This window comes from Streptomyces sp. NBC_01381 (genome assembly GCF_026340305.1).
Classification (GTDB): Bacteria; Actinomycetota; Actinomycetes; order Streptomycetales; family Streptomycetaceae; genus Streptomyces.
The window spans coordinates 1453921-1479669 of the sequence record NZ_JAPEPI010000001.1; the positions used below are offsets into that span (position 1 = coordinate 1453921).

At 66.8% G+C, this 25749-nt stretch carries 30 protein-coding genes and 1 pseudogene; 5 read left to right on the forward strand and 26 right to left on the reverse strand.

The window, feature by feature from the left end; translation table 11 throughout:
- Positions 1–75: 75 nt before the first annotated feature.
- The 5 genes from OG453_RS07050 to OG453_RS07070 all read right to left on the reverse strand — a co-directional run bounded on the left by OG453_RS07050 (position 76) and on the right by OG453_RS07070 (position 4846).
- Complete coding sequence (locus OG453_RS07050) at positions 76–912, reverse strand: hypothetical protein (RefSeq protein ID WP_266865593.1); 837 nt, start codon at positions 910–912, stop codon at positions 76–78.
- A gap of 90 nt (positions 913–1002) precedes the next feature.
- Positions 1003–2148, reverse strand: a complete 1146-nt coding sequence (locus OG453_RS07055; RefSeq protein WP_266865595.1) for a PD-(D/E)XK nuclease family protein — start codon at positions 2146–2148, stop codon at positions 1003–1005.
- A 79-nt stretch (positions 2149–2227) separates the two neighbouring features.
- Entirely contained in the window at positions 2228–3334 is a 1107-nt protein-coding gene (locus tag OG453_RS07060) for an AAA family ATPase (protein WP_266865597.1), read from the reverse strand.
- Between the two features lie 43 nt (positions 3335–3377).
- A complete protein-coding gene (locus tag OG453_RS07065) occupies positions 3378–3713 on the reverse strand; it encodes a hypothetical protein (protein WP_266865599.1) in 336 nt (111 codons plus the stop codon).
- A gap of 566 nt (positions 3714–4279) precedes the next feature.
- A complete protein-coding gene (locus OG453_RS07070) occupies positions 4280–4846 on the reverse strand; it encodes a hypothetical protein (RefSeq protein ID WP_266865601.1) in 567 nt (188 codons plus the stop codon).
- Positions 4847–5186: 340 nt separating this feature from the next.
- On the opposite strand from OG453_RS07070, the gene OG453_RS07075 reads away from it, so the two are divergent.
- Positions 5187–6026, forward strand: a complete 840-nt coding sequence (locus OG453_RS07075; protein ID WP_266865603.1) for an N-acetyltransferase — start codon at positions 5187–5189, stop codon at positions 6024–6026.
- 111 nt (positions 6027–6137) lie between these two features.
- Here OG453_RS07075 and OG453_RS07080 read toward each other — a convergent pair whose 3' ends face one another.
- Positions 6138–6581, reverse strand: coding sequence for an ATP-binding protein (locus OG453_RS07080; protein ID WP_266869737.1), 444 nt, complete (start codon positions 6579–6581; stop codon positions 6138–6140).
- Between OG453_RS07080 and OG453_RS07085 the strand changes: the two genes are divergently transcribed.
- A complete protein-coding gene (locus OG453_RS07085; protein WP_266869964.1) occupies positions 6501–6704 on the forward strand; it encodes a hypothetical protein in 204 nt (67 codons plus the stop codon). The genes OG453_RS07080 and OG453_RS07085 overlap by 81 nt on opposite strands.
- A 236-nt stretch (positions 6705–6940) precedes the next feature.
- On the forward strand, positions 6941–7411 hold the full coding sequence (locus tag OG453_RS07090; RefSeq protein ID WP_323178612.1) for an NUDIX domain-containing protein: 471 nt from the start codon (positions 6941–6943) through the stop codon (positions 7409–7411).
- Between the two features lie 151 nt (positions 7412–7562).
- On the opposite strand, the gene OG453_RS07095 is transcribed toward OG453_RS07090, so the two are convergent.
- The 7 genes from OG453_RS07095 to OG453_RS07125 form a co-directional block, all read right to left on the reverse strand.
- Complete coding sequence (locus OG453_RS07095; RefSeq protein ID WP_266865605.1) at positions 7563–7904, reverse strand: Lsr2 family protein; 342 nt, start codon at positions 7902–7904, stop codon at positions 7563–7565.
- A 133-nt stretch (positions 7905–8037) separates the two neighbouring features.
- Positions 8038–8631 (reverse strand): non-canonical purine NTP pyrophosphatase, encoded by a 594-nt coding sequence (locus OG453_RS07100; protein ID WP_266865607.1) that lies wholly within the window; start codon positions 8629–8631, stop codon positions 8038–8040.
- 84 nt (positions 8632–8715) lie between these two features.
- Complete coding sequence (locus OG453_RS07105; protein WP_266865609.1) at positions 8716–9228, reverse strand: hypothetical protein; 513 nt, start codon at positions 9226–9228, stop codon at positions 8716–8718.
- Between the two features lie 61 nt (positions 9229–9289).
- On the reverse strand, positions 9290–9829 hold the full coding sequence (locus OG453_RS07110) for a flavoprotein (RefSeq protein ID WP_323178613.1): 540 nt from the start codon (positions 9827–9829) through the stop codon (positions 9290–9292).
- 88 nt (positions 9830–9917) lie between these two features.
- Entirely contained in the window at positions 9918–10133 is a 216-nt protein-coding gene (locus OG453_RS07115; protein ID WP_266865611.1) for a hypothetical protein, read from the reverse strand.
- 4 nt (positions 10134–10137) lie between these two features.
- Positions 10138–11193 carry an N-acetylmuramoyl-L-alanine amidase gene (locus tag OG453_RS07120; RefSeq protein ID WP_266865613.1) on the reverse strand — a complete coding sequence of 352 codons (1056 nt, stop codon included), beginning with the start codon at positions 11191–11193 and terminating at the stop codon, positions 10138–10140.
- Between the two features lie 59 nt (positions 11194–11252).
- On the reverse strand, positions 11253–11612 hold the full coding sequence (locus OG453_RS07125) for a hypothetical protein (RefSeq protein ID WP_266865615.1): 360 nt from the start codon (positions 11610–11612) through the stop codon (positions 11253–11255).
- A gap of 155 nt (positions 11613–11767) precedes the next feature.
- Here OG453_RS07125 and OG453_RS07130 point away from each other — a divergent pair, with 155 nt between their 5' ends.
- Positions 11768–12403 (forward strand): hypothetical protein, encoded by a 636-nt coding sequence (locus OG453_RS07130; RefSeq protein ID WP_266865617.1) that lies wholly within the window; start codon positions 11768–11770, stop codon positions 12401–12403.
- A gap of 122 nt (positions 12404–12525) precedes the next feature.
- Here the strand turns inward: OG453_RS07130 and OG453_RS07135 are convergent, their stop codons facing one another.
- From OG453_RS07135 to OG453_RS07185, 11 genes and pseudogenes are all read right to left on the reverse strand, one after another.
- The gene (locus OG453_RS07135; RefSeq protein WP_266865619.1) at positions 12526–12765 is read right to left on the reverse strand and encodes a hypothetical protein; all 240 of its coding nucleotides are present in this window, start codon (positions 12763–12765) and stop codon (positions 12526–12528) included.
- A gap of 302 nt (positions 12766–13067) precedes the next feature.
- Positions 13068–13251 (reverse strand): annotated as a pseudogene (locus OG453_RS07140) (helix-turn-helix domain-containing protein); the annotation flags it as partial.
- Between the two features lie 47 nt (positions 13252–13298).
- On the reverse strand, positions 13299–13523 hold the full coding sequence (locus tag OG453_RS07145; RefSeq protein ID WP_266865620.1) for a hypothetical protein: 225 nt from the start codon (positions 13521–13523) through the stop codon (positions 13299–13301).
- Between the two features lie 5 nt (positions 13524–13528).
- On the reverse strand, positions 13529–15070 hold the full coding sequence (locus OG453_RS07150) for a hypothetical protein (protein WP_266865622.1): 1542 nt from the start codon (positions 15068–15070) through the stop codon (positions 13529–13531).
- A gap of 15 nt (positions 15071–15085) precedes the next feature.
- Positions 15086–16162, reverse strand: a complete 1077-nt coding sequence (locus OG453_RS07155) for a hypothetical protein (RefSeq protein ID WP_266865624.1) — start codon at positions 16160–16162, stop codon at positions 15086–15088.
- 19 nt (positions 16163–16181) lie between these two features.
- Entirely contained in the window at positions 16182–17114 is a 933-nt protein-coding gene (locus OG453_RS07160; RefSeq protein ID WP_266865626.1) for a hypothetical protein, read from the reverse strand.
- Positions 17115–17134: 20 nt separating this feature from the next.
- Positions 17135–18019 carry a hypothetical protein gene (locus OG453_RS07165; RefSeq protein WP_266865628.1) on the reverse strand — a complete coding sequence of 295 codons (885 nt, stop codon included), beginning with the start codon at positions 18017–18019 and terminating at the stop codon, positions 17135–17137.
- On the reverse strand, positions 18016–22728 hold the full coding sequence (locus OG453_RS07170; protein ID WP_266865630.1) for a phage tail tape measure protein: 4713 nt from the start codon (positions 22726–22728) through the stop codon (positions 18016–18018). Before OG453_RS07170 ends, OG453_RS07165 begins: the two co-directional genes overlap by 4 nt.
- 297 nt (positions 22729–23025) lie before the next feature.
- Positions 23026–23334 carry a hypothetical protein gene (locus OG453_RS07175; RefSeq protein ID WP_266865632.1) on the reverse strand — a complete coding sequence of 103 codons (309 nt, stop codon included), beginning with the start codon at positions 23332–23334 and terminating at the stop codon, positions 23026–23028.
- 26 nt (positions 23335–23360) lie between these two features.
- Positions 23361–23948: a hypothetical protein gene (locus tag OG453_RS07180; protein WP_266865634.1), complete on the reverse strand. Its 588-nt coding sequence runs from the start codon at positions 23946–23948 to the stop codon at positions 23361–23363.
- A 5-nt stretch (positions 23949–23953) separates the two neighbouring features.
- Positions 23954–24457 (reverse strand): hypothetical protein, encoded by a 504-nt coding sequence (locus tag OG453_RS07185; RefSeq protein ID WP_266865636.1) that lies wholly within the window; start codon positions 24455–24457, stop codon positions 23954–23956.
- A gap of 295 nt (positions 24458–24752) precedes the next feature.
- Here OG453_RS07185 and OG453_RS07190 point away from each other — a divergent pair, with 295 nt between their 5' ends.
- The gene (locus tag OG453_RS07190) at positions 24753–25043 is read left to right on the forward strand and encodes a hypothetical protein (RefSeq protein ID WP_266865638.1); all 291 of its coding nucleotides are present in this window, start codon (positions 24753–24755) and stop codon (positions 25041–25043) included.
- A gap of 53 nt (positions 25044–25096) precedes the next feature.
- On the opposite strand, the gene OG453_RS07195 is transcribed toward OG453_RS07190, so the two are convergent.
- Both OG453_RS07195 and OG453_RS07200 read right to left on the reverse strand, forming a co-directional pair.
- The gene (locus OG453_RS07195; protein WP_266865639.1) at positions 25097–25531 is read right to left on the reverse strand and encodes a hypothetical protein; all 435 of its coding nucleotides are present in this window, start codon (positions 25529–25531) and stop codon (positions 25097–25099) included.
- Positions 25528–25725, reverse strand: a complete 198-nt coding sequence (locus OG453_RS07200; RefSeq protein WP_266865640.1) for a hypothetical protein — start codon at positions 25723–25725, stop codon at positions 25528–25530. The genes OG453_RS07195 and OG453_RS07200 overlap by 4 nt, the downstream gene beginning before the upstream one ends.
- Positions 25726–25749 lie beyond the last annotated feature (24 nt).

The following is a 25749-nucleotide window of genomic DNA, read 5'->3' on the forward strand; positions in this document are numbered from 1 at the left end:
TTGAGTGTATTCTACTAACTACCTTCAGGGGTGGCAATCCACCCGCCGGAAGGTGAGTAGATAAGTACCAGCCTATTACGCGTGCCGGGTCGGCCGCTCACCACTCCCCTCGGCCGTTGCCGGACGCCCCCGCACGGCCCGCATCTCAGCGATCCGCTGCACCGCCACATCCGACAGGCCATCAGCGTCAGGTCGCTGCCGCACCTCGGCCAGCACTCTCTCGTTCGACGCGCGCTCGGCAGCCTTGCACCGCTCCTTCTCTGCCCGTTGCTGCGACTGACGCTGCTGCCGGGGGCTCGTTCCGCACCCACGGCACGAACTCCCCGGCCCTTCTGGATGTGCCGGACATGACGGCCCCACCAGGGCAGCCGCCTCTCCGCCAGCGTCAGCAGGCTCCCCTGTGGCTTCAGCCGCGGGGGTAGGGGGGTTCTTCTCTGGGTACTTGCTCTGGTTACTTCCTATGCCGCCTGAACCACCGGCGACCGGTGAACCGGCGACTGGTGAACCGACGCCTGGAAATCCGTCATCGGTCTCAGCCGGGTTCTCCTGCTCGAGCTTCCGCTTCACCTTGTGCGCGATACGGCGCGCTTCCTTGTCCGCGTACTCCTTGGCCACCCACTCCTGGGCCGTGTCGTACACCTCGGTGACGCTGATGATGTGCCCGCTGTTGTTCCGCTCGTTCTCCACCCGGTAGTAGCCGAGCGTCTTGAGTTCCTTCACTGCCTCCCGAACGGCATCACGCCCTTCCACGCCGGCCTGGGCGATCGACTCCGTACGGACCTTCCACGAGTCCGGCTTCGCTATCAGGTAGGCGAGGATGCCCCGCGCCCGAAACGAAAGCCGGGAATCTTCGAGAGTGGCCGTCGGCAACACCGTGAACCCGGTGGTCAGATGACGGCGCAGAATCGACACGGAACATGCCTCCAGGGCAGCAGAGCTTCGAAGAGATCAAGAGAGGGGGCCGAACCCCGCACCACCTGTGCGGGGCCGCCACAGAGGCCGTCAGGCGGTCTTACGGGCCGGGCTGACCTTGATGGTGCGCGGCGTCTTCTGACCGGCAGCTACGCGTCGCGGGACGACCAGCCCAGCACGGCACAGAACGTCGATCATGGCGTCCGTGTCCGGGAGCATGGGCACGACCAGGTCGGCGTCCTCGAACTGCTCCACCATCGCGGGCAGGTCCACCTCCTCCTTGGGGTTGCCGCCGCTCCAACCCAGATGGTTGGGCCCGTAGTTGCCCTCCGCGGAGTCGTGCAGCATGGCGCGGGCCTTCTTCTTGAGCCGGTCGCCCTCGCGGTACATCTCGTGCCCACGCACGTAGTCGGCCAGGGCCTGGGCGCGGTCGGTGTCGTCGTGAACAAGGACCGTCTGAGCAGGTGCCCCCGGTGTCGCGACGGGCCAGCACGCTTCGGCGAACGGGCAGTTGTCGCAGATCACCGACAGGCCGGGCCCGTCGTGGTCGCGGGACAGCTCTTCTGGTTCGGCGGCATCCAGTACGCGGTCCACCCACCAGCGGGCCTCATGCGCCAGCCACGGGTCGAAGTCGAACTCCGTGATGTGTTCCTCGCCGGTGTCGCGGCACACGAACCGGAACCGGATGCGCTGGACGTCGATCGGTCCGAGGCGGTGGAGGTACCGCTGACCGGGCATGTCGGCGAACCCCGTCGTGCGCAGCAGGTCGGCGTACAGCAGGACTTGCCGCATCTCCGCCGCCGTCGGCCCGTACCGCAGGACCCGGTCCCAGACCCTTCCGGACTTCGTCTTCACATCCTCGACCGTGATGACCTCAGCAGGCCGGATCGGCCGATGCCGCTTCGGCAGCCGTGCGGCCGTCGCTGTGTCCAGTTGGACCACGTCGATGTGGCCGCGCAGCACGTCGTCGGCGACGGTGCGCTCGATGAGCCAGTTGTATTCGTGGCGCGCGTCCTCGAGCAGGCCGCGGTGAATGTAGGTGCCGAGGATCGCCGCCCTCATGTCGGGCGATCCGGTCCGCTCGGTGCCGGCGAGGATGTATCCGGCCCGGCGTGAGCAGATCGTGTCGGAGGCGCCGAGCTGCTTCTGGCGCGAGCGAGGGCTGCGGGCATCCACCGCATGGGCGGCATCCCAGATCGACACCGCGGAAGGCGCGGTGATGGCGTGCGTGGTCACACTGATCTCCAAGAAGGCATGCCGGGGCCCGGCCCTACGGGAGAAGGCCCCGGCAGCAGTGAAAGGGTGAAGGTGTCGGTCAGGCGGCGGCGAACTCGTCGACGGGCAGTTCCTCTACCGCGCCTTCGGCCTCGGCGTCCTGCTCCTGCGCTGCGGCAGCGGCACGCAGCTTCGCCGCGTCCCCGGTGGGATCCGACAACTCCTCAGGGTTCTTCAACTCGGCGGCCTGCCGCTCGATCGCAGCCCGCACCACGCGGATCTCCTCCCGGGAGAGGTCCTTGTCCGAACTCGCCTCGGACCACAGCTTCTTCAGCTCATCAAGACCGTCCTTCGCGGCCTTCTTGACCTTCGGCAGCCACCGCTGCGCAAGGTCACCGGTCAGCTCCGGGGTGACCCTGGGCTGCGTGTGGACGGAGCAGCCCATCAGGTCGAACACGAGACGCTCGACGGTGAAGTCCGGCAGAGTCTTCGGCCTTCCGCTGCGCGGCACCTCGAACTTCAATGACCGCGCCCCGATGACCTGCGGATCACTGTCACGCTGCAGACGCACCCACACCGTCGCGTCGTACGCGAGGGACTTGTGGCCCTCCACCCGCCAGTCCTTCGTGTTCGGGATCGGATCACCATTGCCGTCCACGGCGGCCACTTCCTTGCCCCGGGCGAGCAAGATGACGATGCCCGGCATGGTGCGCACGAGATACATGACGGCCGCCCACCGCTCGTACGCGTCGTTCCACAGGTTCATCGTGGGCTTGATCTCGACGTCCGGGTCCTGGCGCAGCTTCGCCTGGTTCTTAGGAGTGCGGCGGGCCCGCTCGTTGGTCCAGTTGACGAGCATCCGCCACAGCAGCGAAACCGAGTCGATGACCAGGACCACGGGCGGCTCCTTCGCAGCCGCAGCCCGCTTGGCTTCTGCATGCACGGCCTCGATCTGGCCGAGGATGTCGCGGTAGGAGCCGTTGTGGTCGATCAGCAGGTAGTCCGCGCCGGGGACCCCCGCGTACTCGTCGGCGGTGTCCTCGCCAAGTTCCAGCCAGTACGCCTGGCCGGTCCGCTTGGACCCGGTGAACTGCGCGGCGATAAACGACTTTCCGGCCTTCTCGTGACCCTCGATGAGGATCTTCGGCCACGGCACGATGCCGGTGGGCTTGCGTGTGCGCAGGGCTGGCACGGTCACGGTAGACATACACATCTCCCAAAAGAGTGGAGTGGATAAGTACCGGCCTACTTCAGTGGCTGCGGAGCTGCCGGGTCTCGAACAGGGGCAACCACTCGGGATGCTGTTCCAGCAGGCGGCGCGCATAGCGTGAGCGGAAGTCGTTGTTCAGCTTCCACGGCTCACCGCGCGTTGCGCGCCCGTACTGCCAGCGCAGAACCTCGAACAGCATCCCGATGCCGACCCGCCTGAGCCCGCGGTCGACACAGTCGGCCGTCAGGACCTCGAGCTGCTCCAAAATCCACGGGTTGAGCCGATGGAACGCCTCGAAGCGTTCCTGGATGGTCAGCCCGTCTCCCGAAGTATCCGGATGCCGCAAAGGCGCGATCGGCAGCTCCAGCTGCATCATTGCTACCCCTCCAAGTAGATATGTACCGGCCTATTGTGCGGCATGGGTGAGAGTGATCAGTGACCACCCCTCAACCTCTACGCATATTCTACTAACGTGACGGCGGGGGTCAACTCCCCCCTCGTGTCACGACACCCGGTCACCGGCGCCACGCTCGAACCCGGAGGCGTAGCCGGCCCCTCGGGGGTAGGGGGTGTACTTCCGAAGGAAGTACAGGGGACGGGTCGGGTCGGGACCGCCGTGACGGGTCCGTACCGTCACGGCGTGACGAGGCCCCCTGACGTGCAAAGTTGCCCGGAGAAGCGATCCGATTCGAGGAACTTTCGAGATTATCCGCCGCCGGATCGTCGACGATTCGCGCCTGATTCGCCGACGAATCAGAGGGGATATTGTCCCGGCGCTGCTGCCCGGCAGCGTCCCGCGAGCCCTAAGCGCGTCGTCATGTCCGGCGCCATGGACGGCACCGAATGCCTGGCCATGGACGAATCGAGCATCCGCTTCCCGCGAGCCCCCAAGGCGCGAGGAGGGCACCCGAAGCGGGGCTCTCCCATCATGGGGAGGGTCGTTCAGCCGTCGGCGGTGCCGTAGTTGCCGCGCTTGGCGATCGACGAGCCAGGCCCCTCGTACCGACCCTCGCGCAACGCCTCGACCACGTCCTCGTGCAGCCTCCACGTACCCCCGCGCGAGCGCGCCAACGTCTCCTCGGCTGCTTCGAGGACCGAATCCAGCAGCCACACAGGGGAACTGGACAGCACGTAGTCGTCCGCAGCCACCATGCCCCCGCCCCGGCGGCGAGCCGACGACACTTGCTGCTGCGTCACTCCGAACAACGCGCCGTACTCCTGAAGCCCCACGAGAGCCGGCAACTCGCCCTTCGAAGCAGGCCGGAAAGTAGCCCGCTGCTCCTTCTCCAACTCGCGCAGCACGGTCTTGTCCAGCTGCCGCTCCTTGCCGCCGTCCGGATGAGCGAAGGCCACCGCCAGACCGCCAGGCCAGAACGGCTTGCCAGAGACGATCGCAGCATCGTCGTACGAGAGGTCACCCCGAAAAACCCAGCCGTTGCTGACCGTCGTGACGCCCACCCGGTACAACTTCGCGAACTCATGACGACCAACGATCAATGGCTTGGCCACGACAGCCTCCTTCCCTCTCCACGACAATCCGAGTTAGCAGAATACTTCCACTGGTTGTGGATAACGCACCCGAGCCGGCCCCGCCCCCGCTGTTACGCTCAGCGAGCACTTTTCAAGAGGTGCCGCAAGGCCCCCGAACCCAGAAGCCGGTGCACGGGGGCCTCGCCATACCCCCGCCGACGGCAACGCCGACAGGCCTGGCCCACCTCCGCCCCATGCACCCACACCGCCTCGTCGGAAGCGTGGATGGCATCGTGGCCGGCCGAGAGGGGCAGAACCCCTTGTGCACTCCACATCCTCCGGCGGCACACGGCCGCACCACCGAGCGGACGGTGACTTCGTGATCCGTCCCTACCGCCCCACCGATGCCCACGCTCTTAGAGCTCGCATCAACGCCGATCGCCCCCCGGGTCAGCCAGCCTGCACAGCGCAGACCCTCGACGAGGCACTGCGCGGCAACTCCACCCGTGACACGGCGTGCTGGCAGGAACTCGACGCGCCCCGCACCGACGTACTGGTAGACCACCGGGACTCCGTGACCGGAGCCGTCTCGTATGCGATCCGGCGCCGCGATGACGCTGTGGTCGTGCTGTGGATGCACTGCCGCGAAGAGGCCACGGCAAGCGGCCTGCTCATTGACCATGTTCTCGAGCAGGCCCGGCTCCGCACGGTCCACGCCTTCGAGTTCGCCTCCGCCTTCTCCAGCCTGGAAGGGCTCCCCGCGCAGCATCGAGCCACCACACGACGTGTCCTCACAGCCGCGGGATTCACGCAGCGTGACCTGTGGCGCTACCTGCGAGCAGAACTCCCCATCACCGGACTCAAGCGCCTGGCCAACTACTCGACGAGCCCCACAAAAGACCAGGCAGGCAGACACCTAATGGTCCAGGATGCCGGCACCTTGATCGCGGAGGCCACCATCAGCAATCCCGTCGACGGCATAGGTGTTCTCCGCTGGCTGCACGTCGAACCAGAAGCGCGACGACAAGGCCTCGGCACGGCGGTCCTCGCCTCCGCCCTGGACCTGCTGGCTGGCCTCGGAGCCCGAGAAGTAGTCGCCTTCGTCGACGACGATGCCCCTGGAGACCCTGAACGTGACCGCAGCGCGGCCAACGCCCTCTACGACGCCGTGGGCTTCACAGAGGTAGACCGCCTGCTCTCGTTCACACGAAGGCCCTGACAAGGAGTGCCTCGCCGCCGGAGGGAGCGGTACAGCGGCGAGACACCCTCAGCCTGGGGTCACGCCCGGCTGGACTGCGAACTCTCAGCAGTCCTGGCCAGGCCGCGACCATCAGGCCGCGTGATGGCCTGTACTGCCGTCGAGGGTGGCCAGACCCGCTCCTGGCGCATCCGGGGGAGAGCAAGGGGGCCCATCCTGGGCCGGGCTACCAGCCTGCGGACATGAGCCCCGAGGAGAGGCCACAGAGTCCGAGGAGGCGGAAGCCACGGCGACCTCGAACCAGACGGTCTTTCCTGCCGAGTCAGGACGTCTCCCCCAAGCTGCGGAGAGTGCCTGCACCAGGAGGAGCCCGCGGCCGCCCTCATCATCCGGCGTCGCACGCACCGGGGTCGGGAACTCGGCGTCGACGTCAGTGACCTCCACGCGAACCCGTCGATCCGTGCGAAGCACGAAGACGGCGCACGGCGCCTCCGTGTGAGTGACGGCGTTGGCGATCACCTCGCCAGCCAGCAACTCCAGATTGCACTGGGCCTCATCATCGAGTGGCGCGCCCAGTTCCTGAGCGACCGCGACAACCCGTCGCCGCGCGGGTGGCACTGCCTCCACGCACCCTGCGACCGTGAATCCGTGCGGCAGATACTGGAGCTTGCGGCGCACCATGACGGCAACCTCACTTAATAGCGGCGCTCACTGGATGTGAATGAACCATTCCAGGCGTGCAGCCGCGCACGCAGACAAACTGTCCACAGGCGCTCTATGCGTACGCCCTTGACGCTACAAGTGGGTGTGGTATCGGCATCCAAGTCGGCGAATGTGCCCCAGAGTTGGAGTCCACCACTACTGCACCAAACAGCGTATGGGGGTCGGCGCCGTAGCATCATCGCAACCCGAAGAACCGACCGCATAGGACCGCCGTGCCGCGCACAGAATTCTGGAACGCTCCCAACGCCCCGACAGCCAACACCCTTATCCCAGCATCCAACATGCTGGTCGTCCGCGACGAAGACGGCGCTATCCTCCTCCAACGACGCCGTGACACCGGCCAGTGGGCCCTCCCCGGAGGGGCACAGGACATCGGAGAATCCCCAGCCGCGTGCGCCGTTCGGGAATGCTTCGAGGAAACGGGAATCAGAGCCGAAGCAACCGGGCTGCTGGGCGTCTACTCGCCACCCCAGCACATCGTCGCCTACGACGACGGAGAGATCCGACAGGCCTACGAAGTCACCGTTATCGGAAAGCCCATCGGCGGTGAGCCAACCATCAACGACGAAGCGGACTGCGTCGAATGGGTCCTCCCCGATGAACTCGACACGTTCGACATTCACCCCTCCATGCGCCGGCAGATCGACCACTACCTGCGCGGGAACTACCCCCACGTGGACTGAGACACGAACCGGCTCCGGGAGGGCTTAGCCTCCGAGACTCCGCCAACCGGAGCGTGAGCCTAGACATCAGAGGGTCGAGGGTTGCCTGAGCGGGAGCGAAATGCACGGTGGCCCCGGAACTGCTCGCGGGGTCACCGTGCATGCGATGAGATCAGCGAGCGTTCTCGAACGCCTCACGGACGTTGCTGGGCACACGGCCGCGATCGCTGACTTCGAAGCCGTTCGCCTTAGCCCAAGCGCGGATTGCCGACGAGTCGTCCTTGCCGCCAGAGGCCGCCTTGGACTTCCCCTTCGCTTTCGAGCCCCCACGGATCCTGCGAGCGCCGTCAGCCTGCAGGTACGGGTTCAGGAGCTCAAGGAGCTTCTCGTAGTTCTCATCCGTGAGGTCGATCTCGACCCCCGCTCCGTCAATGAGGATGCTGTGCGTGGCGATTTCCGACGATTCCTCGCCGGTCAAGTCGTCCACATATGTTGTGACTACCTTCTGGGCCATGCGGGGGATCGTAGGCCACGTTCCGCCAGATCCGACAATCGCCTGCGCAGGGGCTGGGCTACGCCAGATCTCCCGGCTGCCACGTGCATGCGCGACGAGCTCAAATGCCGTTGCTCGATGTCAGCCAGAAACGTCACTGCCCGTGCGTAAGCCACGCACCCAGCGCCGCGACGACTGAGGCCTTCCGCCATTCAGCGAAGCACCGGTCCTGCTCGGTGGAGGGGAGCGCAGACAGAGTCGTTGCAGCACCCTGGGGTACAAAGATCGACCACAGGTCAGACCACGCCCGCTCTCCCTCCCCACGCGCAGGCTCCAGGGCGATGGTTCCCGGCTGCCTCGTGTCATCGGCGAAGACGTGGAAGTCTCCTGACGCATCCACGTAGACAGCGGCGCTCACGAACCGGCACACCCGTTCCTTCGTACGGTCTGCCAGATGAGTCAGCCCGCCAGGCCCCAATGCCTCCAGAGCATGTTTGACCATGGGCCCGGGCCACCCACCGAACTCGTCGATGTAGAAACCGGAATCTTCTACGAACAGAGGCCGGCCCAGGCGAGCGAAAGCCTGCTGAGCCTTGTGCCGAGCGATCTCCTCAACCGACACCGTTTGGATCTCATCCAGTTCCATGGGCACCTGCTCGATCTCGATGCCCCATGGAGCCAGATGCTCCTGCGCGGTACGAAACTTGCCTGGGTTTCCCGTGCACATCGCCAAGACATGACCGGACACGGACGAAGCCACCCTCTCTAACGCGCTGCACCGATAACTCGTTGAAGCCGATCGGTAGTTCACCACCGAACTTGGGACACAGGACTAGCTGGTGGTCATTGGCCGCCGGGCAGCCTTCGCGAACATCCATACGGCCAGCGCCTGGACCGCGAGCAACGCCACAGTCCCTGCAGCGACGGCCGTGGACACGGAGGCACGGTGAGCGGAGGGCGCCGACGCCACCACCGACGCGCCGACCAGCAGGAAGGCGATGCCAGCGAGTAGCACCCCTACCAACGCGGCCGCGCGCCACACCAGCGCATGCCGCCATCGGACGAAGCCACCCCGCCAGGCGGCTTCGGCGGGCTTGGACTCGCACTCCGGGGTGAGCGCCTGTTGCACACAGCCGTGCGCATCTTGGGCCCGCATGTACATAACCCAGCCGCGCAGCAGCCACTCGTCGTGCTCCTCACGGGAGAGTGTCCCGTCCGCGGGCAGCACCTGCAGTGCGTCGTGCGCAGCGTCGAAGGCGGCCTTCGGACTGCCGCCGTGCAGCAGCGCGCCGGCGCGATCGAGCAGCTCCTCAAACCGCATGAGCCGGGGGTCGTCGATCACCATGGCGGGGAGTCTGCCAGGCGGCACGGTGTTGCGGCAGGGGCTAGCGGTGGAGTCGTTAGGTTCAGGCACCGTCGAATTCGGCGACGAGTCCGGTCCGGATGCGGGCGAGATGCTCGCGAAGCGGCGTCCACGGGAACGGCTGGGTTTGATCACCGGGCAGCACGATCACTCCCCACTCCTGGAGTGCGCGCAGCGATCTCGCGTACACGGGGTGGCTGCTCAGGCTGGCGTTGGCCCACGGCGCCACCACGACGGGGCGTCGCGCGCCGATCGCCTCAGCGGCCACGGCCAGAGCGAGGGTATCGGCGGCCCCGACGGCGAGCTTCGTGATCGTATTGAACGTCGCAGGTGCCACGACCACGGCCTGAGCCTGCGGCAACTCCTCGGGCGCATCGGGGACGAAGTCCCAGTGCACTGCGTGCTGCGACTCGCCCTCAGCGGCCGCGACATCGAGGAAGCGCAGCCCTACGGGGCTGGGCACGATGTACGGGTCCCAGCCATCGCCCCGAAGCGCAGCCGCGAAGCCGGGAAGATCCCCGGTTGGACGTGTGCCGCAACCGACGAGATGAACCACAGGGCGCACAGCAAAGCCTCCTCCCACCAGGTGCCGATCATGGCACCGTCAGGAGGAGGCCGCAGGCCGCTTGGGACGAACCGCGTGGCCGCGACAGTCCGCGGCCGGCTCGGGTCTAGAGCCGTGTCGGGATCGGCGGCTCCTGATGGAGTGCCTTGGAGGTCTTACGGTCCTCAGCCCGCTGCACGGCCTCGCCGGTACCGAGGACCGCAGCGACCAGAGCAAGGATCAGTCCGGTTGGTAGCCCGTCCACGTAGTAGGCGACCAAAGAGAGCGCCGCGGCGGCGATGGCGTAGAGACGGGTGCTGTGGGCGTGAATGAAGTCGGTCAAGGTGTCAGTTCCCGTAGGCGAGTTGGTGCAGGAGGTCCCAGCCGCGGCGGCCGATCGCCGGATCGTTGGGGCGGCCGGTGGTGAACAGGTTGTGCTTGCGGTTGAAGCCGGTCACGGCCTTCTGTGTCTGGGGGCCGTAGTTGTCGGCGAGCGGCACCGACCGGTCGAGCCAGCCGGTGTCCTTCAGTGCCATTTGCAGGCTCTTCGCAGACGGTGACGAGCGGCCCGGAGCAAGACCGTTCGGAAACGGAGGCGGCGTGTACGTGCCCCCCGCTGCCTTCCCGGGGACGGTGAGCTTCTGGCCAGGCGTGATGACGTACGGGGCTGTGATCTTGTTGACCTGAGCAAGGCGCTCCCAGCTGACACCGAGCTTCTTGCCGATGCCGGAGAGCGTCTCCCCGCCCTTGACGACATACGTCGAACCGCTGGCACCCTGCGAGCCACCGCCTGAACTACCACCGCTCGGCTTGGACTTCAGACGTCCAGCAACCCGTTCACGCAGCCAGGCCATGGTGAAGCCCTTAGGGTCAACCTTTCCGGGCTGCCACTCCTTGTGCCCGATCACGCTCGCCGCGCTCCAGCCGTGCGCCCGGCACAGTGCGGTAGCAGCCCGCTCGATAGCGTCCAACTGTGTGGGCGGCCAAGGATCGTGGCCGTCGCCGAGGTTCTCGCACTCGAAGCCGTAGAAGTGCGTATTGCCGTCCGTATCAGCCTCGTTCGCTGCAGGCAGCGCACGCTCCGCGATCACGGCCCGCAGAACATCACCGTCGCCCCGGCCGGCATGGTTGGTGCGCCCCTGTCCGATCAGGTGCACCGTGCCGTCCTTGGCGATCATGCCGTGGCACAGCGGACCCGGGAGACCCTCATATCCGCGCTCGACAATGCCGACGGTATTGCTGGTGCCGGAGGTCACGGTGTGGTGGATCATCACCCCGTTCACCGGACCCCACGGACCCTTGTGATTCCTGTTGTGGGTCTTCCAACCTGACCGTTCCACCACTCGCACGCCTTCGGCGCGCAGTGCGGCAGCGAGACGGTTGGCAGTGATAGGTGTCGCCACGTTCGGCGCTCACTGTTCTCCCCGCGCCCGAACTTCTCTGAGACAGCCCTCCACCAGGACTACGGTGCGGCCCCGCGCGAGGCGAGCCACAACTGCAGCGCCATCAGCAACAGCGGCGACAGGAACGAACTGATCACCAGCCGCCGCGTCGCCGCAGCCTGCACCTGGTCCTCGCGACGCTGCTGCTCGGCACGCTCCGTCGCCTGGTCATGCTCACCACGCAGGCCCGCCAGCCCCGCTTCGATCTGGCTGATGCGCTGATCAACCGCACGCTGATCCGCCCGATACACGTCCTGCGTGACCACCTGATCCAGGCGGGCGGCGAGCTGGGCGAGGTCGCCTCGCAGGTCCTCACGCAGCTGCGACACAGCACGGTGCAGCTCCCACAGCGTGGGCTCCGCACTCGGCGGCACCGACATCAACGATCACTCCAGGCGGCCCCGCACCACTGTTGATCGTACGGCGCCCAAGAACACCATCGACCGGGTGAGGACACTGCGCCATCTCACCGACAACGAGATCACCCGACCTCAAGAAGCCTGGTCAGCGGCCGCACGGCTGCCAGCCTGACCAGATGCTGCTGATGCTCACCGGATCGAGCTGCTCGGGGAAGTCGACCCTCGCGTTCGCCGCCGCCAAACACCTTCAATACCTCGCGGTCCACGACACCGACGAGAGCGGTGTTCCCGACAACCCGCCCCCACACTGGCGGAACCTCAATACCGAAGAGTGGATCAGGCGTGCGCTGGACTATCAGCAGCAAGGTATCGACCTGCTCCTCACCGGCCAGGCACCTCTCGGCGAGATCCTCGCAGCACCATCCGCCCCCTCGCTCAACGGCATCGCCGTGTGCCTGGTGGAAGTAGCCGAAGCCGAACGGCGCAAGCGCCTCGCTACTCGTGACCAGGGCCGCTGGTCCGAAGCCCAGACTGAGGCATTCATCAACTGGGCCGCCTGGCACCGAGCCCACGCGCTGGACCCCCATCACCGCCCGGACGTCATTACCTCCAAAGGCGCACCCGAGACGGCCTGGCAGCGGTGGACATCGTGGGCGGCGGACGACCCCCGGTGGGACACGTACGTCCTGGACACCACCGAGCGGACCGAGGAGGAGTGCGTCGAGGAACTCGCACAGTGGATCACACGGCAGCGGGAGTTGGACTTGGCCGGACAGCTTCCCCTGAGCGGTGACTGGGCGACGCGCCTCTGACTTCCGCGGACGCCGAGGCCGTACTCGGGCCGCGCTGCACATGGTCGTGGGGCCGATCCCGCTTCGTCGAGATCGGCCCCACCCTGAGCAGCTAGCACCGTGAGGCGGCCAGCTTCACAGCATCATCGCGGTGCCTGCTCACGGATGGCTATGACAGCGATAGCCACATCCCGCAGCAGCCCCACAACCCCCAGGGCGACGAGAGCCCAGATCTGGGTCGGCGTGGTCACGTACCCGGTGGCGATGGCGACCGCACTGCCGCTGCTGCTCACTGCCGTCCAGCTCAGTCCGAAACGTGGGACTCTCAGCACGAAGAAGTCCATCGGATGACCGCGCTCGACCGTCTGTCGATCGTTCTTCACCAAGGCCCCCAGGCGTCGTTGGTGCTCTCTTCTGGCTCGACAACGCGTTCGACGCTACTCGCCAACATCGGTGCGCGAAGGGGCTGTTCACTCGACCGGATGGCATATAGCGGACGGGTCTTCCGCCTCGACGCGGCGGAGGTGTACCGTGCGGCGCCGCAACCCCTTGTAGTCCCTTCGGGTGATGAATCGCCCGATCTGCTTGACGCGGTGGCGCTACACCTCTTCGACTCCACGCTCGTATCTGCTGTATGTGGCTTTTGATCCTTGGTGGTGACCGGAGCCGGCAACCGGGAGATCCCTCTTGTCAGCGAAGCGACGACGCGGCGGCCCTCGACCTCATAGACGCCGCCCAGGTCGTAGGCATTGCACTGGCCGATGGAACGACGGCCGTTCTCGAGGCGGCTGATCTTCGACTGCGAGATGGGCATGTGCTCCGCCATCTCCGCGGCCGTCATGCCCTTGAGCCTCTGGGAGCCTACGCAGTTCCTAGCCCGATTGGCGTCGCCTGAGAGTGGGATTGACGCTGGACATCATGGGACGTCCACCTCCGGCCGCGTGATCTCCGAACTGACCGCTGCTGCCGGGTTGGGGGCGGGCACAAGGTCGGTGAGGACCTGTCCGCATCGCATGCAGATACCCCGGTAGGTGGGCGGCTCGCTGTTCGCGTAGAAGGAGGCCGTGAAGGCCTGGCCTTCCACCGGGCACTCCGGCGTGCGGCACGTGGCGGTCATGGAGACCGGCGCTTCTTCGTCCACGGGTGTCAGTCCTCTCCCATGATCATCCAGTTGACCAAGGTCTTCGTGTTGTTGGTGCGGTAGAGCCAGATCGTCAGCCCGCTGGCCGAGACACCGGTGACGCCGACGCCCAGGACCTTGTCGCCAGGCGCCGAGGTGACCGGGGTGACGAAGGCGCGGTGGTTGGCGCCCTTGATATTGCCGCCGGTCAGAGTGACCGAGGTGGGCTTGTTCGGCACGGGGGTGATGGTGGAGGTACCGATGGAGATGTTGTCTGCCCGCAGTACGCCGGCCGCCCGGATGGCGGGCGCGGACACCGTTGCTGTCTTGTCCGTGAGGGTCAGGCTGCCGCCGTTGCCCTGGAGTTGTGCCACGTTCTTGTTGAGGAACAAGCGGCCACCCACCGCTTCGGCCCCCTTGACCGTGATGCGTTCCGCGGCAAAGAAGTCGTTGCCGAAGAACGTGCGCCACCTGTAAGTGCCCCCGCTGTCGGGGTCGGTGAAGCTGCCGGAGTTGATGCCGATGTTCGCATCCGAGGTGCTGCCGCTGACGTTGACGAACGCCTGGTTCGTTCCGTCCACGGAGGACCAGTAGATGTAGGGGTAGGCGGCGTTGGGTTCCATACCGATGCTGGAGCCGTTGCTGCCGATCGCCCGAAGCCGCGAGGCGCTGAGAACAAGCCGGGGCCCGTCTGCCGCGGTCTGGATGGTGGCGCCGGTGATGGTCTTGCCGTTGATCGCGTTTGCGTCGAGCTTCTCCGCTGTGATGGACCCGGTCTTGATGTGGGTCGCCTCGACCGCCCCTGCTCTGATCTTGGCGGCCGTCACCGAGTTCGCAGCCAACTGGTCGGCAGTCACCGACAGGGCAGCCAGCTTGTCGGTGGTGACCGCGAGCGTGGCGATCTTCTCTGCGGTGACACTGAGCGCGGTGAGCTTGTCGGTGGTGACAGCCCCCGCTGCGACCTTGGTCTCGGTGACCGCACCCAACGCGATCTTCGCCTCGGTGATCGCCTGCTGGGCGATCTTGGTCTCGGTGATGATCCCGTCGAGGACGTCCTGGGCGACGACAGCCGCTGGCCCTACCGGCCCCACGGTGCCGGAAGGCTGCGCACTGGCAGTGCCCGACAGGTTCCGAGCCAGCAGCCGCACATGGACAGGAGCCTCGGCAGGGATGGGTACGGTGCCACCCCGCGGGGACTCGAACGTGCTGACCTGAGTCTCCTGAGCGGGCTCGAAGCCATCGGTGGCCGAGGCGTGGACCTCGACGCGGGAGAAGTCCAGCGGAGTCACATCGGCATCCATGAACAGGCCATCCCACGTGACGGCCACACCACCGAGGACCGGAGTGAGCGTGGGAGCGGTGGGTATGGGTGGGGGCGGTCCGTTGACGTGCACGATGCCGCTCGTGCCGTCTGCCTGCTGGCCGATGACCGCACGCAGCGAGCCGTTCTCGTCGTACACGTCGACGGCGCCGTTCTCGAGACTGGCGTTGGCGAGCTTGGGGGAGCGGATCGCCGTACGGAGGAGCTTCTCCAGGCGGGCGAGCCGAGTACCTATGTCTGAGGGCAAAGAGATGGTCCTTGATCAGGCGGCGGTGGCGTACTGGTGGGCGCCGGCCGGTTCGAGTTGGATGGTGGCGGTCTCGCCCTGGCTGGTGTCGGGGCGGATGGTGTAGCCGGTGATGCGGCACCACCCGGACCAGTTGGTCCACTGATCGCGGACACTGACCTGCACGTCATCACCGATCTGCCACGACCCGATCGGCGCAGAGGGATGGTCCCGGACAGTGATCTCCTCTACCTGCCCGAGGTTCTGGCGCCAGGCGCGCTCCGCTTTCGCCCGCTGCGCGAGCACGTCACGGCCGCGCACGTCGGGTAGCTCGATGAGGTGCTCCAGGCGCAGCCGCCTATTGCGGACGGCTTCGATGGCGCGCTGCTGGGCGCGGCCCTCACCGGTGCCGGTGGCGATGACAACCTGCGCGTATTCGTCGGCGCTGTAGGTGACCGGCGTGGAGTCGATGATGTTGATGCCGGACCCGAAGGCAATGTCCGTGCGGCGGGCGCCAAGCCGCGGGTAGCCGAGACGGATACGGCGTACCGGCTGGTGGTTGTGGTCCCACCAGGTGCCGCAGGTGTAGTCCGGCGAGTTCGGGTCCTTCACTAGATCGTCGAGCAGGTCGCCGAGTACCGGGTTCTCCCACCAGCGTGAATGCCACGGCTCGGCCGGTGTACCTACGGTCGCCTTCGACGTCGTGTTGTCCACGCTCACGCCGAGGTCCCCGTCCGGGACGGACTGCGCGTAGGCGGCAATGTCGCGGATGACCTTGCACGGGTCGGCGCGGACGTACGGGCCGCGGCCGCCGAGCTCCCCGTCGAGGTCGTGCCGGTGGTGGAAGTACGAGGACCAGCCTGCGGCCTCGATCTTCATCTCGTTGCCCTCGGGCTCGGTCTGCCAGATGATGCCGCCCCAGCGCAGCAGCCCGTTGCGCTCCACATACAGCAGCGTGTTGCCCGGGTCCGTGAGTTCGGGATGCGACCACACCAGTCGGGGTGAAAGAGCCCCTCGCAGCTGCCCCGGCCCATTCAGTTCGGGTCCGAACTCGACACCCGTCAAAGGGAGATGCGGGGAGAGCCATTCCCCGGTGAGGGCGTTCTGCGTCATGTAGCGGTAGGCCACCCGCTCACACCGCGCCTTCGGTGAACTCGATGTCTGTGATGATCGACGTGCCGCCGTCCACGCTCAGGTCGCCCTTCCAGTTCGCGGACATGGACGCCTGCATGTACAGGGTCTGCGTGGTTCCCCGGTAGGAGGCGGGCAGCGTGATGGTGTCGGCGACGACGGCGGTGGAGCGGCGTACGACCTTGCCCTGGTTGTCGTCGACGACGGTGTCCTGGCCCTCGATGCTGCCGAACACCGGCTGCAGGCGGCCGTAGAGGGAGTCGAAGTCCATGCGCAGGCCGGCCAGGGTGATGGTGAGGATCAGCTTCGTGGCCCACTCCGGCACCGGTATCTGCCAGCGGGCGTCCGGCGGCCAGTTGTGCCACTTGTCGTCATCGCGCCACGCCTTGGTGAGCTTGCTCGGATATGCCGTGTAGAGCGTGCGCTCGCGGCGGGGGTTGGCCACTTTCCGCAGGTCACGGATCATCGCTGCCGTGATGGTGCCGGTGTTCGCCGGGATGTCGAGGCGCGCCAACCCAACCCCCGTCACGCCCTTGGGCACCGAGGTGGTGGTGGAGGAGACGTTGGGGATGACGTCGAAGAAGTTGATCGCATCCTTTGCCGGATCCAGACCGCCCTCGAACTCCGGGTCCTGTACGCGCAGCACGATCAGGTCCGAACGCGGCACCGCACCCGTCGGCGCGATCGGCACCGTGGACGGGCCGATGTTGTACGCGGTGTAGGAGCCCTGCCACATGTTGGCCTTCCCGCGGATCACCGCCGAACCATCCCCGACCTGCACACCACCCCCAGGCACCGGCAGGGAAGTGACCTTCAGGTCGCCAGCTTCGGTGACCCCTTCAGCACCGTGACTGAGGTCCTTGATCATCTGCCGGAATGTCTGGGCAGAGTGGGTGGCGCCGTCCACCAGCAGAGGGGCTTGCGCGAGCGTCATTGAGGGAGGACTCCTTGTATCTAGAGAGCGGTGTAAGCGGCACGCCAGGCCACGGTGAGGCGGGCGGATGCGGTCGGGTCGGACGCGGTCCAGCGGATCTCGCTGCGGCCCGGAGGCAGGCGGAAGGCCTCAAGGTTCGACGTGGTGGCGACACTGCCGCCGTTCTCCCGGGTCACCGTGCACCGGCCGGGCCGGGTATCAACCCGCGCCCACTGCCCGGCGGCGAGCGTCACGTTCAACGCCACCGAACGCCCCGTCTCCACATGCGTAATGACCGGGTTGGCGCACGGCCCATACACGGTGACCACCGGGTGCGTGTCGAGGTTCCCGACGTTGGTGACCCAGCCCGGCCGGTTCTGCCCCGACGGATTACCGCTCGTCACACGGATCGGAGCCTGCACGGGCGCGGTGAAGCCACCGCCGGACAGCCAGCCCAGCCGCAACTGCTCCCGCTCCTCGACATCGGCGTAATACCGCGGATCGGTCGCGAACTCGATGTCCAGAGGGATCCACCCGAGGGCGGCCTTCTCCCACGAATCCTCCAGCTTCCGCAGCCTGCCGAACAGGACACGCACCGGGCTGCCAGGCCACTTGATGCGCAACGGCATCACCGCCCCACCCCGCGTACGGACCCGAGGGTCATCAGCGGCCAACTGGAGGTCGGCGAGTATCTGCCGTCCAGCAGCGGGATCGCCGGGGGTCTTGATGGCGCAGTCGATGCGGATGGTCCGCGCCTCATACCAGTCCGGGGCCGGCCACGCCCCATCAGCGTTCGGCCGCTCCACCAGTTCCCCGCGCACCGCAGGCCGGGCCAGGCCAGTGATCTCCGCGATCGGAATCTGCGTGTTGTGGCCGAGCCGGATGCCACCGAACTCGAGCTGAAAGTCCTTGAGTTCACTGCTCATCGCAGGACGCCTCCTCGGCGGGCCCGGCGCATCTGATAGGCGACCGTGGAGGCAATGTCGTCGGCGTTCGCTCCGGCGCGAGTGACGTGGATGGTCTGCTGGCCGATCGCCGGTGCCTGATGCACGACCACGACCCGCGCACGCCCATCGGTGGCATTGACGAGGCGGCGTGGAGCCAACCCGCACCCGAACCGGTCCGCGGTCTCGGCAAGGACCCCCGTAGCCCGGCCCCGCTTCGCAGCAGCGTGCGGAATGTAGGACTCGCCGCCCGTCTCCGGCTCCGCGAACTTGATCAGCCCACGCTGAGAGGAGTAGACGCCCGGCTCCCAAACGCCGCCGTCGGCATACGCCTTGCCCGCGTTGGCCTTGACGAGATCGGCGAGGAACCGGTCGGCCTTGCCCGTTTTCTTTATCTGCCCCTTTGCCTTGTTGGCGATCTCGATGAGCCGGTCCTCGTCGATCCCCGCCGACTCGGCCACCGAATGAATGCCACGCCCCTTGGCCAGGGCACCGATGAGCTTCACGAAGTCGCCGAGCTGATCCGAATCGAGAGTCTTCCCGGCAGCCTGGGCCGCGCTGTTGGCCTGCTTCGCCTTCTTCTTGTCGCGCACGGCCTGCGCGGCGAGCACCTCAGCGTTCTCGTCGCCCTGCTCGGCCAGCCGCGTCGCCAAGGCCCCGTACCCGCTGGAGGCCAGTTTGGCGAGGTTGTTCTGGAAGGTCGTGGAGTCCTTGACCGCGTTCTGGAGCTGGCCTGTGTAGTCGCCCAGTGTCGCCTTCGCGGTGCCGGCGAGCTTGGTGAGCTGCGCGGCCATCGACTTCACGTACTTGTTGGAGCCGCGGGCCATCTTGCGGGTGAGCGCAACACCGTCCTCACCCATCTCCTCCAACGCCTTGGCGACATCGGTACCGGCCCGTCGGGACACGGTCGCAAGGTCGTTGCGCCAAGCCGAGGCGGTACGCACCGAGCGGCGCAGGTTCCGCTCGAACATGCCCAGGTCGAAGTGCTCGTTGCCGCCCTTGCCCTTGCGCTGCGACTTGGAGACGACCTCAGAGATCCCGAACCCGGAATCACCGAGGGGCTGGTACGACCAATTCGACAACCCGCCGCCCGCGTACCACTCGACATCGCCGCCGAAGCGCCGCACGACCTCCTCGACGATGGCCTTACTGCGGGGCCGCTTGCCTGCGGCCAACGGCACGTAGGCCTCGCCGTGTGTCTCGGGCTCCGCCCACACCCGCATCGCACCGGCCGGTGCGATCTGCGCGACGTGGTTCTCGCGCACACCACCGTTCGCATAGAAGTCGAGGACAGACCCACGCGCCTGCGGGGCCTGGATCAAGTCCGGGACGCCGTTGCCGTCCCGGTCTGAACTCGTCGGCTTCAGAAAGACTCCGATGCCGATTGACCGGCCACTGATCCCATTGATCGCGCCCTGGATTCGGCTCGCCGCGTCCGTAGCTCCGGTCGTGGGCACGGTGACGGTGACGTTCTTACTGCCCGGCACCTCGGCGATCTTGAAACCGAGGTCCTCAAGCTGCTTACGAGCCGCCCCAGTCGGCGCGCTCACCGTGACGCTCTTACCGCCCGGGACACCGGCAATCTTCTGCTTAACCGCCTCCAGGCTGTCGATCGTCGCCTGCGTCGAAGCAGTCACGTTGACGTGCTTGCCGCCCGGCGTCTGCGCGATCTTCGCGATCAGGGAGTCCAGATCCGTGCGCGCCAGGTCCGTGGGGGCGGTGACCTCCACCCTGCGGTCTTTCAAGTCCTTGATCTTGAAGCCGAGCTTCTCAAGATCCTCGCGCGCATCGTTCGACAGCGTGGAGATCGTGATGGTCTTCTTGTCCGGCTGAGCCTTCAACGCCTGCTGCACAGCGATGAGTTCAGCCATCGCCTCGTCCATGCCGGCCGTCTGCAGCAGGATCGACACCTGCGAGGGGACCAGACCGGCGTTGTCGGCGAGCTTCGCGGCCGCCTCGGCGGACAAGCCGAAGCCCTCAGCAGTGGAGATCGCCGAATCGCGGGCCGTCTCCATCTGCTTCTGCGCGGCCTGCAACGCCTCCGGAACGGACTTCCCGTTCGCCTCCGCGTACTGGTAGGCCGCGAGCGCAGCATCTGCGGAGTTCGTCGACAGGCCCTGCAGCAGGTCGTACAGCTTCTGCCCGTTGCGGGTGACCGTGGACAGCGAACCATCCATGTTCAACAGGGACTTGCCGTACCCCTGCGCGTTGTCGACGCCCCCCTTCAACGCCTCGGCCGCATCCGACACCGACCGGTTCAACCGTGCCTCGGCCGCGGACAGATTCACCGAGCCGCCAGCCAGGATGTTCAGCGCGTCATGGAGGGCTCGGGCACGGGTATCGGCGTCTGCCGTGGTGTCCGACAGGCGGCGCATCGCGTCAGAGAACTTCCCGAACGGACCCACCGCATCGCCTGCGGACCGGCCCGCGGCACCATTCACGTCAGCAAGATCGCGGGCATCCTGCACGGCCTCGGACATCTCACCCTTGACGGAGCCGAGGGCCTCCGCAGCATCATGTGCGCGCTGGCCCACGTCGTTGTACATGACGCCGCCGCCCTTGACCGGCTCCAGGTTGATCGCGGCGACGTCCTCCATGCGCTTCTGGAGCTGTGCCAGGCCGTCGTCCTGGCTGAGGTAGGCGTCCGTGAGCTGCTTGATGGGCACCCCGGCCGTCTTCATGACGTCGACCAGGCGCTCCTTGCCGTCGAGGACCTTGGTGTCCATCAACTGCTGCGCGGCTGCGGTACGGACGCTCTCTGTCACGGCGCCGTTCGACTCGCGCAGCGCCTGGGTGAGGCTGCTGATCCGCGACTGGTGCTCGGCCGCCGCCTGGGCGGCTTTCTGCTGGTGGGAGGCGAGCATCGACAGCCCGACGCCTGCGGCGGCGAGCGCCACACCCCACGGTCCGCCGAGTGCACCCATGAGGCCGCGGGCCGCTCCACCGACACCAGTGCCGATCGCACGCGCCACTCCGGTGATCGGTCCGTTGGCGTTGCGGAACGCGGATGCCATCTGACCCACTACCGGAATGCGGGTCTGCATCACCGCGAGGGCCTGGCCGATCCGGCCGATGGACTGTCCCTGCGCGGCTGCGAGTGTCTGCTGGAGTTTCATCTGGTCCCCGAGGGACCGATATGCGCCCACGACGGGCCCGGACACGGTCTGTCCGAGCCGCGACATCATGGGTGCGACACGGCGCGCCATGAGCATCGCGATGATCGCCGTCTGTACTGGCCCCGGCAGCGCCCCGAACCCGCGCACCAGTCCGGCCACGACATGCCCGATCGGGACCAGCGCACCCGACACCGTGCGAGCAGCCGACGAGACCAGGTTCAGTGCGGTGACGATGATGTCGAGCGCGGTCCCGCCCGCATCGGCCTCCTCGGCCACATCGCTGATGGCGTCGGCGACGGGGGAGACGGCGGAGCCGACGTTGCGCAGGATGTCGATGACGGCGCGGCCGCCGTTGATGAGGACGTTGAACCCCGCAGCTGCGGCGTCGAAGGCAAGGTCCTTCAGCGGCCCGCCCAAACCGCCCAGCGAAGCACCGACCTCGGCAAAGCCCGCCGAGACAGCCTTGGACACCGACGGGCCGGCCAACGTGTACAGGTCGTGCACGTAGTCGATGGCGGCCGCCATGCCGGGAGTGGCAGCGGCCATCCCGGAGGTCAGGAGGCGTGTGACCTTCTCCAGGCCGGGTGCGGCCGCCGTGTAGAGGACCTGCCCGGTGTTCGAGGCTTGGGTCTTGAGCTGGCTGACCGCACCCGCCAGCCCCTTGGTCTGCGATGCGGCGATCTCCCCGGCCGCGCCGGTACGGGCGATGGCCGTGTGCATCTGGTCGAAAGACTCGACACCCTGGTGCGCCAGCGCCGACGCACCCGCGAGTGCAGGCTTGCCGACCACGTCGGCGAGGGAACCCAGGAAGTCCTTCTGAGACATCCGGTTCTGGGCCTGCTCGAAGCCCTCGATGACCGTACGCAGGCCCTTGAAATTGCCCTGCGTGTCCCACGCTTCGATGCCGAGCTCGGCCAGGCCCCGCTTCATCCGGGCCGTGGGCCGGGACAGGTTGGTGAGCATCCCGCGCAGGGACGTGCCTGCCTTGGAGCCGAGGATGCCGGAGCGGGCCAGCATCGCCACCGCAGCCGACGTGTCCTCGATCGAGATGCCCAGCTGGGCGGCGACCGGGCCCGTGTAGGACATCGCGTAGTAGATGTCCTGCAGCCCGCCAGAGGCGGCGTTCGCCGACGCTGCCAGCACATCGGCGGCACGGCCTGCGTTGTTCGAGCTGAGCCCGAACTGGTCCATGACGTCGCCCAGATACCGGGCGGCGTCCGCAGCCGAGAGGTTGTCGGCCGCGGCGAGCTGCATCGCAGCCCGCGCGTTCGCGATGGACGACGTACTGGTCTGGCCGGCCTTGGCCAGCTCCAGCATCGAGTCCGCGGCCTTCGCCGCGGACGTGCCGGGAATCTTGAGGTCGGCGCCAAGCTCGCGGGCCTTCGCCGCGGCCTGCACCATCTCCAGGCCGGAAGCGTTGGTGACCGCGCCCCACTTGTTGATCGCACGCTGGTACTCGTTGCCTTCTTTCGCGATCTCCGCGAGCCCGGCAACAATTCCTCCGCCGACCAACAGGCCACGGAGGTGGTGGGCTTCCTGGCGGGCGCCGAGCAGCCCGTGACGGAGCTGCCGCATCGACGTATGCCCGTCCGCACCAACACGGCGCAGACCAGCACGAGCACGATCGGAATCACGGGTGAGAGCCCGCAGCCCGTTAGAAGAGCCGCGGGCACCTGCCCCGATCTGGTTGAGATTCCGGTTGAGGGAGGCAGTGTCGCGGCCCAGGCCGCGCATAGCGCGGGAAGCCTGCCGGATCTCCGACAGGAGATGGGAGAAGTCCGCTCGCGCCTGAACGCTGAGCGTGTACGACGACACCGTCCGGTGCCCCTACCTCCCCGCGCCCCTTCTCCTAGCCCCACCCTCAACCACCCACTACCGCCGCACGGTGCGCGGCACCAGGCCGATCCGCACCCCGTACCCGTCCAGGCCGTCGGGCACCTGGTCCTGCTCGTGCGCGATCAGCTCACACCCAGTGCAGCGCACACTCGTGGTGACGTACGCGAACCGGTCACCACCCTGCTCCTCGTCCCACTCCGAGGCCCGGGTCCCGCACTGATCGCACACCGTCCGCTGATACGCCACGAACGACAGGGCCTTCGCCCGGTCCAGCTCAGTCCAGCGGCCATCACCGGCGCCGAGGAACTGCGAATGCGGGATGCCCCAGCGGTCGCACAGCTCCAACTCAGTACGGAGCTGTACGTCCGTGATCAGCCTTTTCCCAGCTCCACCGTGCTAGTTCGGACGATCTGCTGGGCCTGCCACGCCGCCGCGAACAGGGCATTCGACTCGGCGACCGGCCACGAGTCGAGGAGATCCTGGGCGTCCTCCTCGCTCATGCCGTCCACGGTGTTGTGGTCGTCGTCGCGCTCGATGTGCGCGGCGGCTATCAGCGCGGCGGGGAACGTTTCCGGGTTCCAGGCATCCCCGTCCTCGGCCTGCGCCTCGGTCGGAGGGAACCTCTTGATCAGCCCATCGAGGATCGGCCGGGGCAGTGCCTTGAATGTCAGCTCGATCGAGAGGTTGTCGAAGAACTCCTGCGCATCCTCGACCTCCTCTTCTGCCTTCGAGGTCGCGTCACTGTGGGCGCGGCCGTTCTCCGCATCCGCCATCCGGCAACGGGCCAGCTCGCGCAGGGTCTCGTCCAGGTGCCGCTTGGCGTCCTGGTCGTCGCAGATCACCAGCGTGTACTCGGGCAGCTGCCGGGCACGGAGCCGGGCCAGCTTGGCCGCCCAATGAGCGTCACGGGCAACAGCGTTCGTCGGCAGGGCAGGAGCAGTCTTGGTCTCCGTGGACACCGGCATCACTTCTCGACCTTCGGCGCCGCAGCGGCGGCGGCCGGGACGGCGGCGTCCTGGGTCGGCTTCTCTGTGATCGAGAAGTTCACGGTGAACTTGGCCGCTTCGTTGTCCGTCGAGTAGTTCGGCGACCGCGAACCGATACGTACCGGGAAGACGTCCATGGACCGGGAGCCCGCGACGTCGCCCTTGCGGAGGAAGACGACCCAGCCGGTGTCGTCCTTCTTCAGCAACTGCTCGATCTCGTCGGAGACCTTGTCCTCGTAGAACCCGAGGGAGGAGTCGTCTGCCTGATCGGTGCCGGGGATCTTCGACTCGAACGTCGAGCCGAGGTCGGGTGTTTCGATGGCCTGGTTCTGGAGCGTCCAGCCGTCGATCGCCGCGATCGCGTCGGTCAGGTCGGTGCCGGCTGTGAGCTCGGCGCGGGTGGGGACGTGTCCGGTGTCGGTGACGGTCTTGAGCCACAGGACGCGGGTCACTCCGCGCCGGGAGAACTTCTTTACCTGCAAGGTCTGCTGTCCGATTCCGGGACGGCAGCCAGGTCATGCGAGTTGGGGTGGCCCCGTCCCTCGACGACGTGTCGGGGAACCGGCCCATCCCGGTATCGGGTGGGCGTCCGCGTGGGGCCTCCGCGGTGAGGGAGCGAGCCAGGTCAGCCGGTGCCGGAGACCTCGAATCGCTACATACAGATCACGATACTGTCGCCAACGCTCAGATCTGCTAATGCTGACGAACGCCCTGCTGGTCGAGCTCCCGGCCCCGCAGACAGCACGCCCTACCTGGCACACAACTTTCGGAGGAGACATGGACCGTCCAGCCGAGCACCAGGGGATGGCGGACGGGAACGAGCTGGGCAGTTGGCCACAATGCGAGAGCATCGACTATGAAGTGGCCCTTGAGCTGGTCAATCAGGTGGTCGCTGTCTACAGCTCGCTCTTCTTCTACGCGAGGACGGAGGAAGAGAGGGAACTGCACCGCGCGGAGGTGGCCAAGTACGTGCAGCAGCGAGAGGAGTTGGATTTCGTCGATAGGACAGAGCTCCAGCGAGTCGTTGCTGAGTACGCAGAGACGCTGCGGAGGCACAAGGACGGATGAGCGGCTGACCTGCGCACCTTGACCCTCGAAGATCGAACCGGATGGCAGGGGAACTACGCACTTCCACTGGCACTGAGGCGATACCTCTGGGAACTGGTCACGATCCCCTCAACCGAAGCAGAGGCGTCAATTCCGTCGTCAGCGTCAAGCTCGCGCACCCACACATCAACTCCGAGTACATCGAGCGGAAACAGCCACGCGCCGGACGCTCCCCGCTCCAGGACGGCTCGCCGCCCTCGGTCAGCCATCCACTCGGCCTGATCGCCACGGCCGGCCACGGAAGTCAACTGATAGACGAGTTCCGCGTCCTCGGACGAGTCGGCCAGCGGAGCACCTCCTACCGATCCACCCAGCGGGTACAGCACGGTGTACGGGACCTCGGCAGGCTTCCCGTTCACCAACGGCAACTGCCCAAGACCACACGGCCGCCCCGTCGCCTTCGCGATCAGATCCATGAGCGCCTTCGACACTGGCGTGCGGTCGATCACAGCTCGCCTCCGGCGAAGTACGCCGATGCAGGACCTTCGACGCTCAGCACCCCGTATCGGCATAGGCCGAGCGCGTCCCACTCCATCACCCCAGGTGTGGTCAGGATCGACAGACTGCGCTCGCCGTCCTCGTCGAAGACCTCGGCGACAACGACCGCCCGGGCCAGCAGACCCCGCTCATGCTCGGCCAACACGCCAGCAAGAGCGTCCTCGAGGTT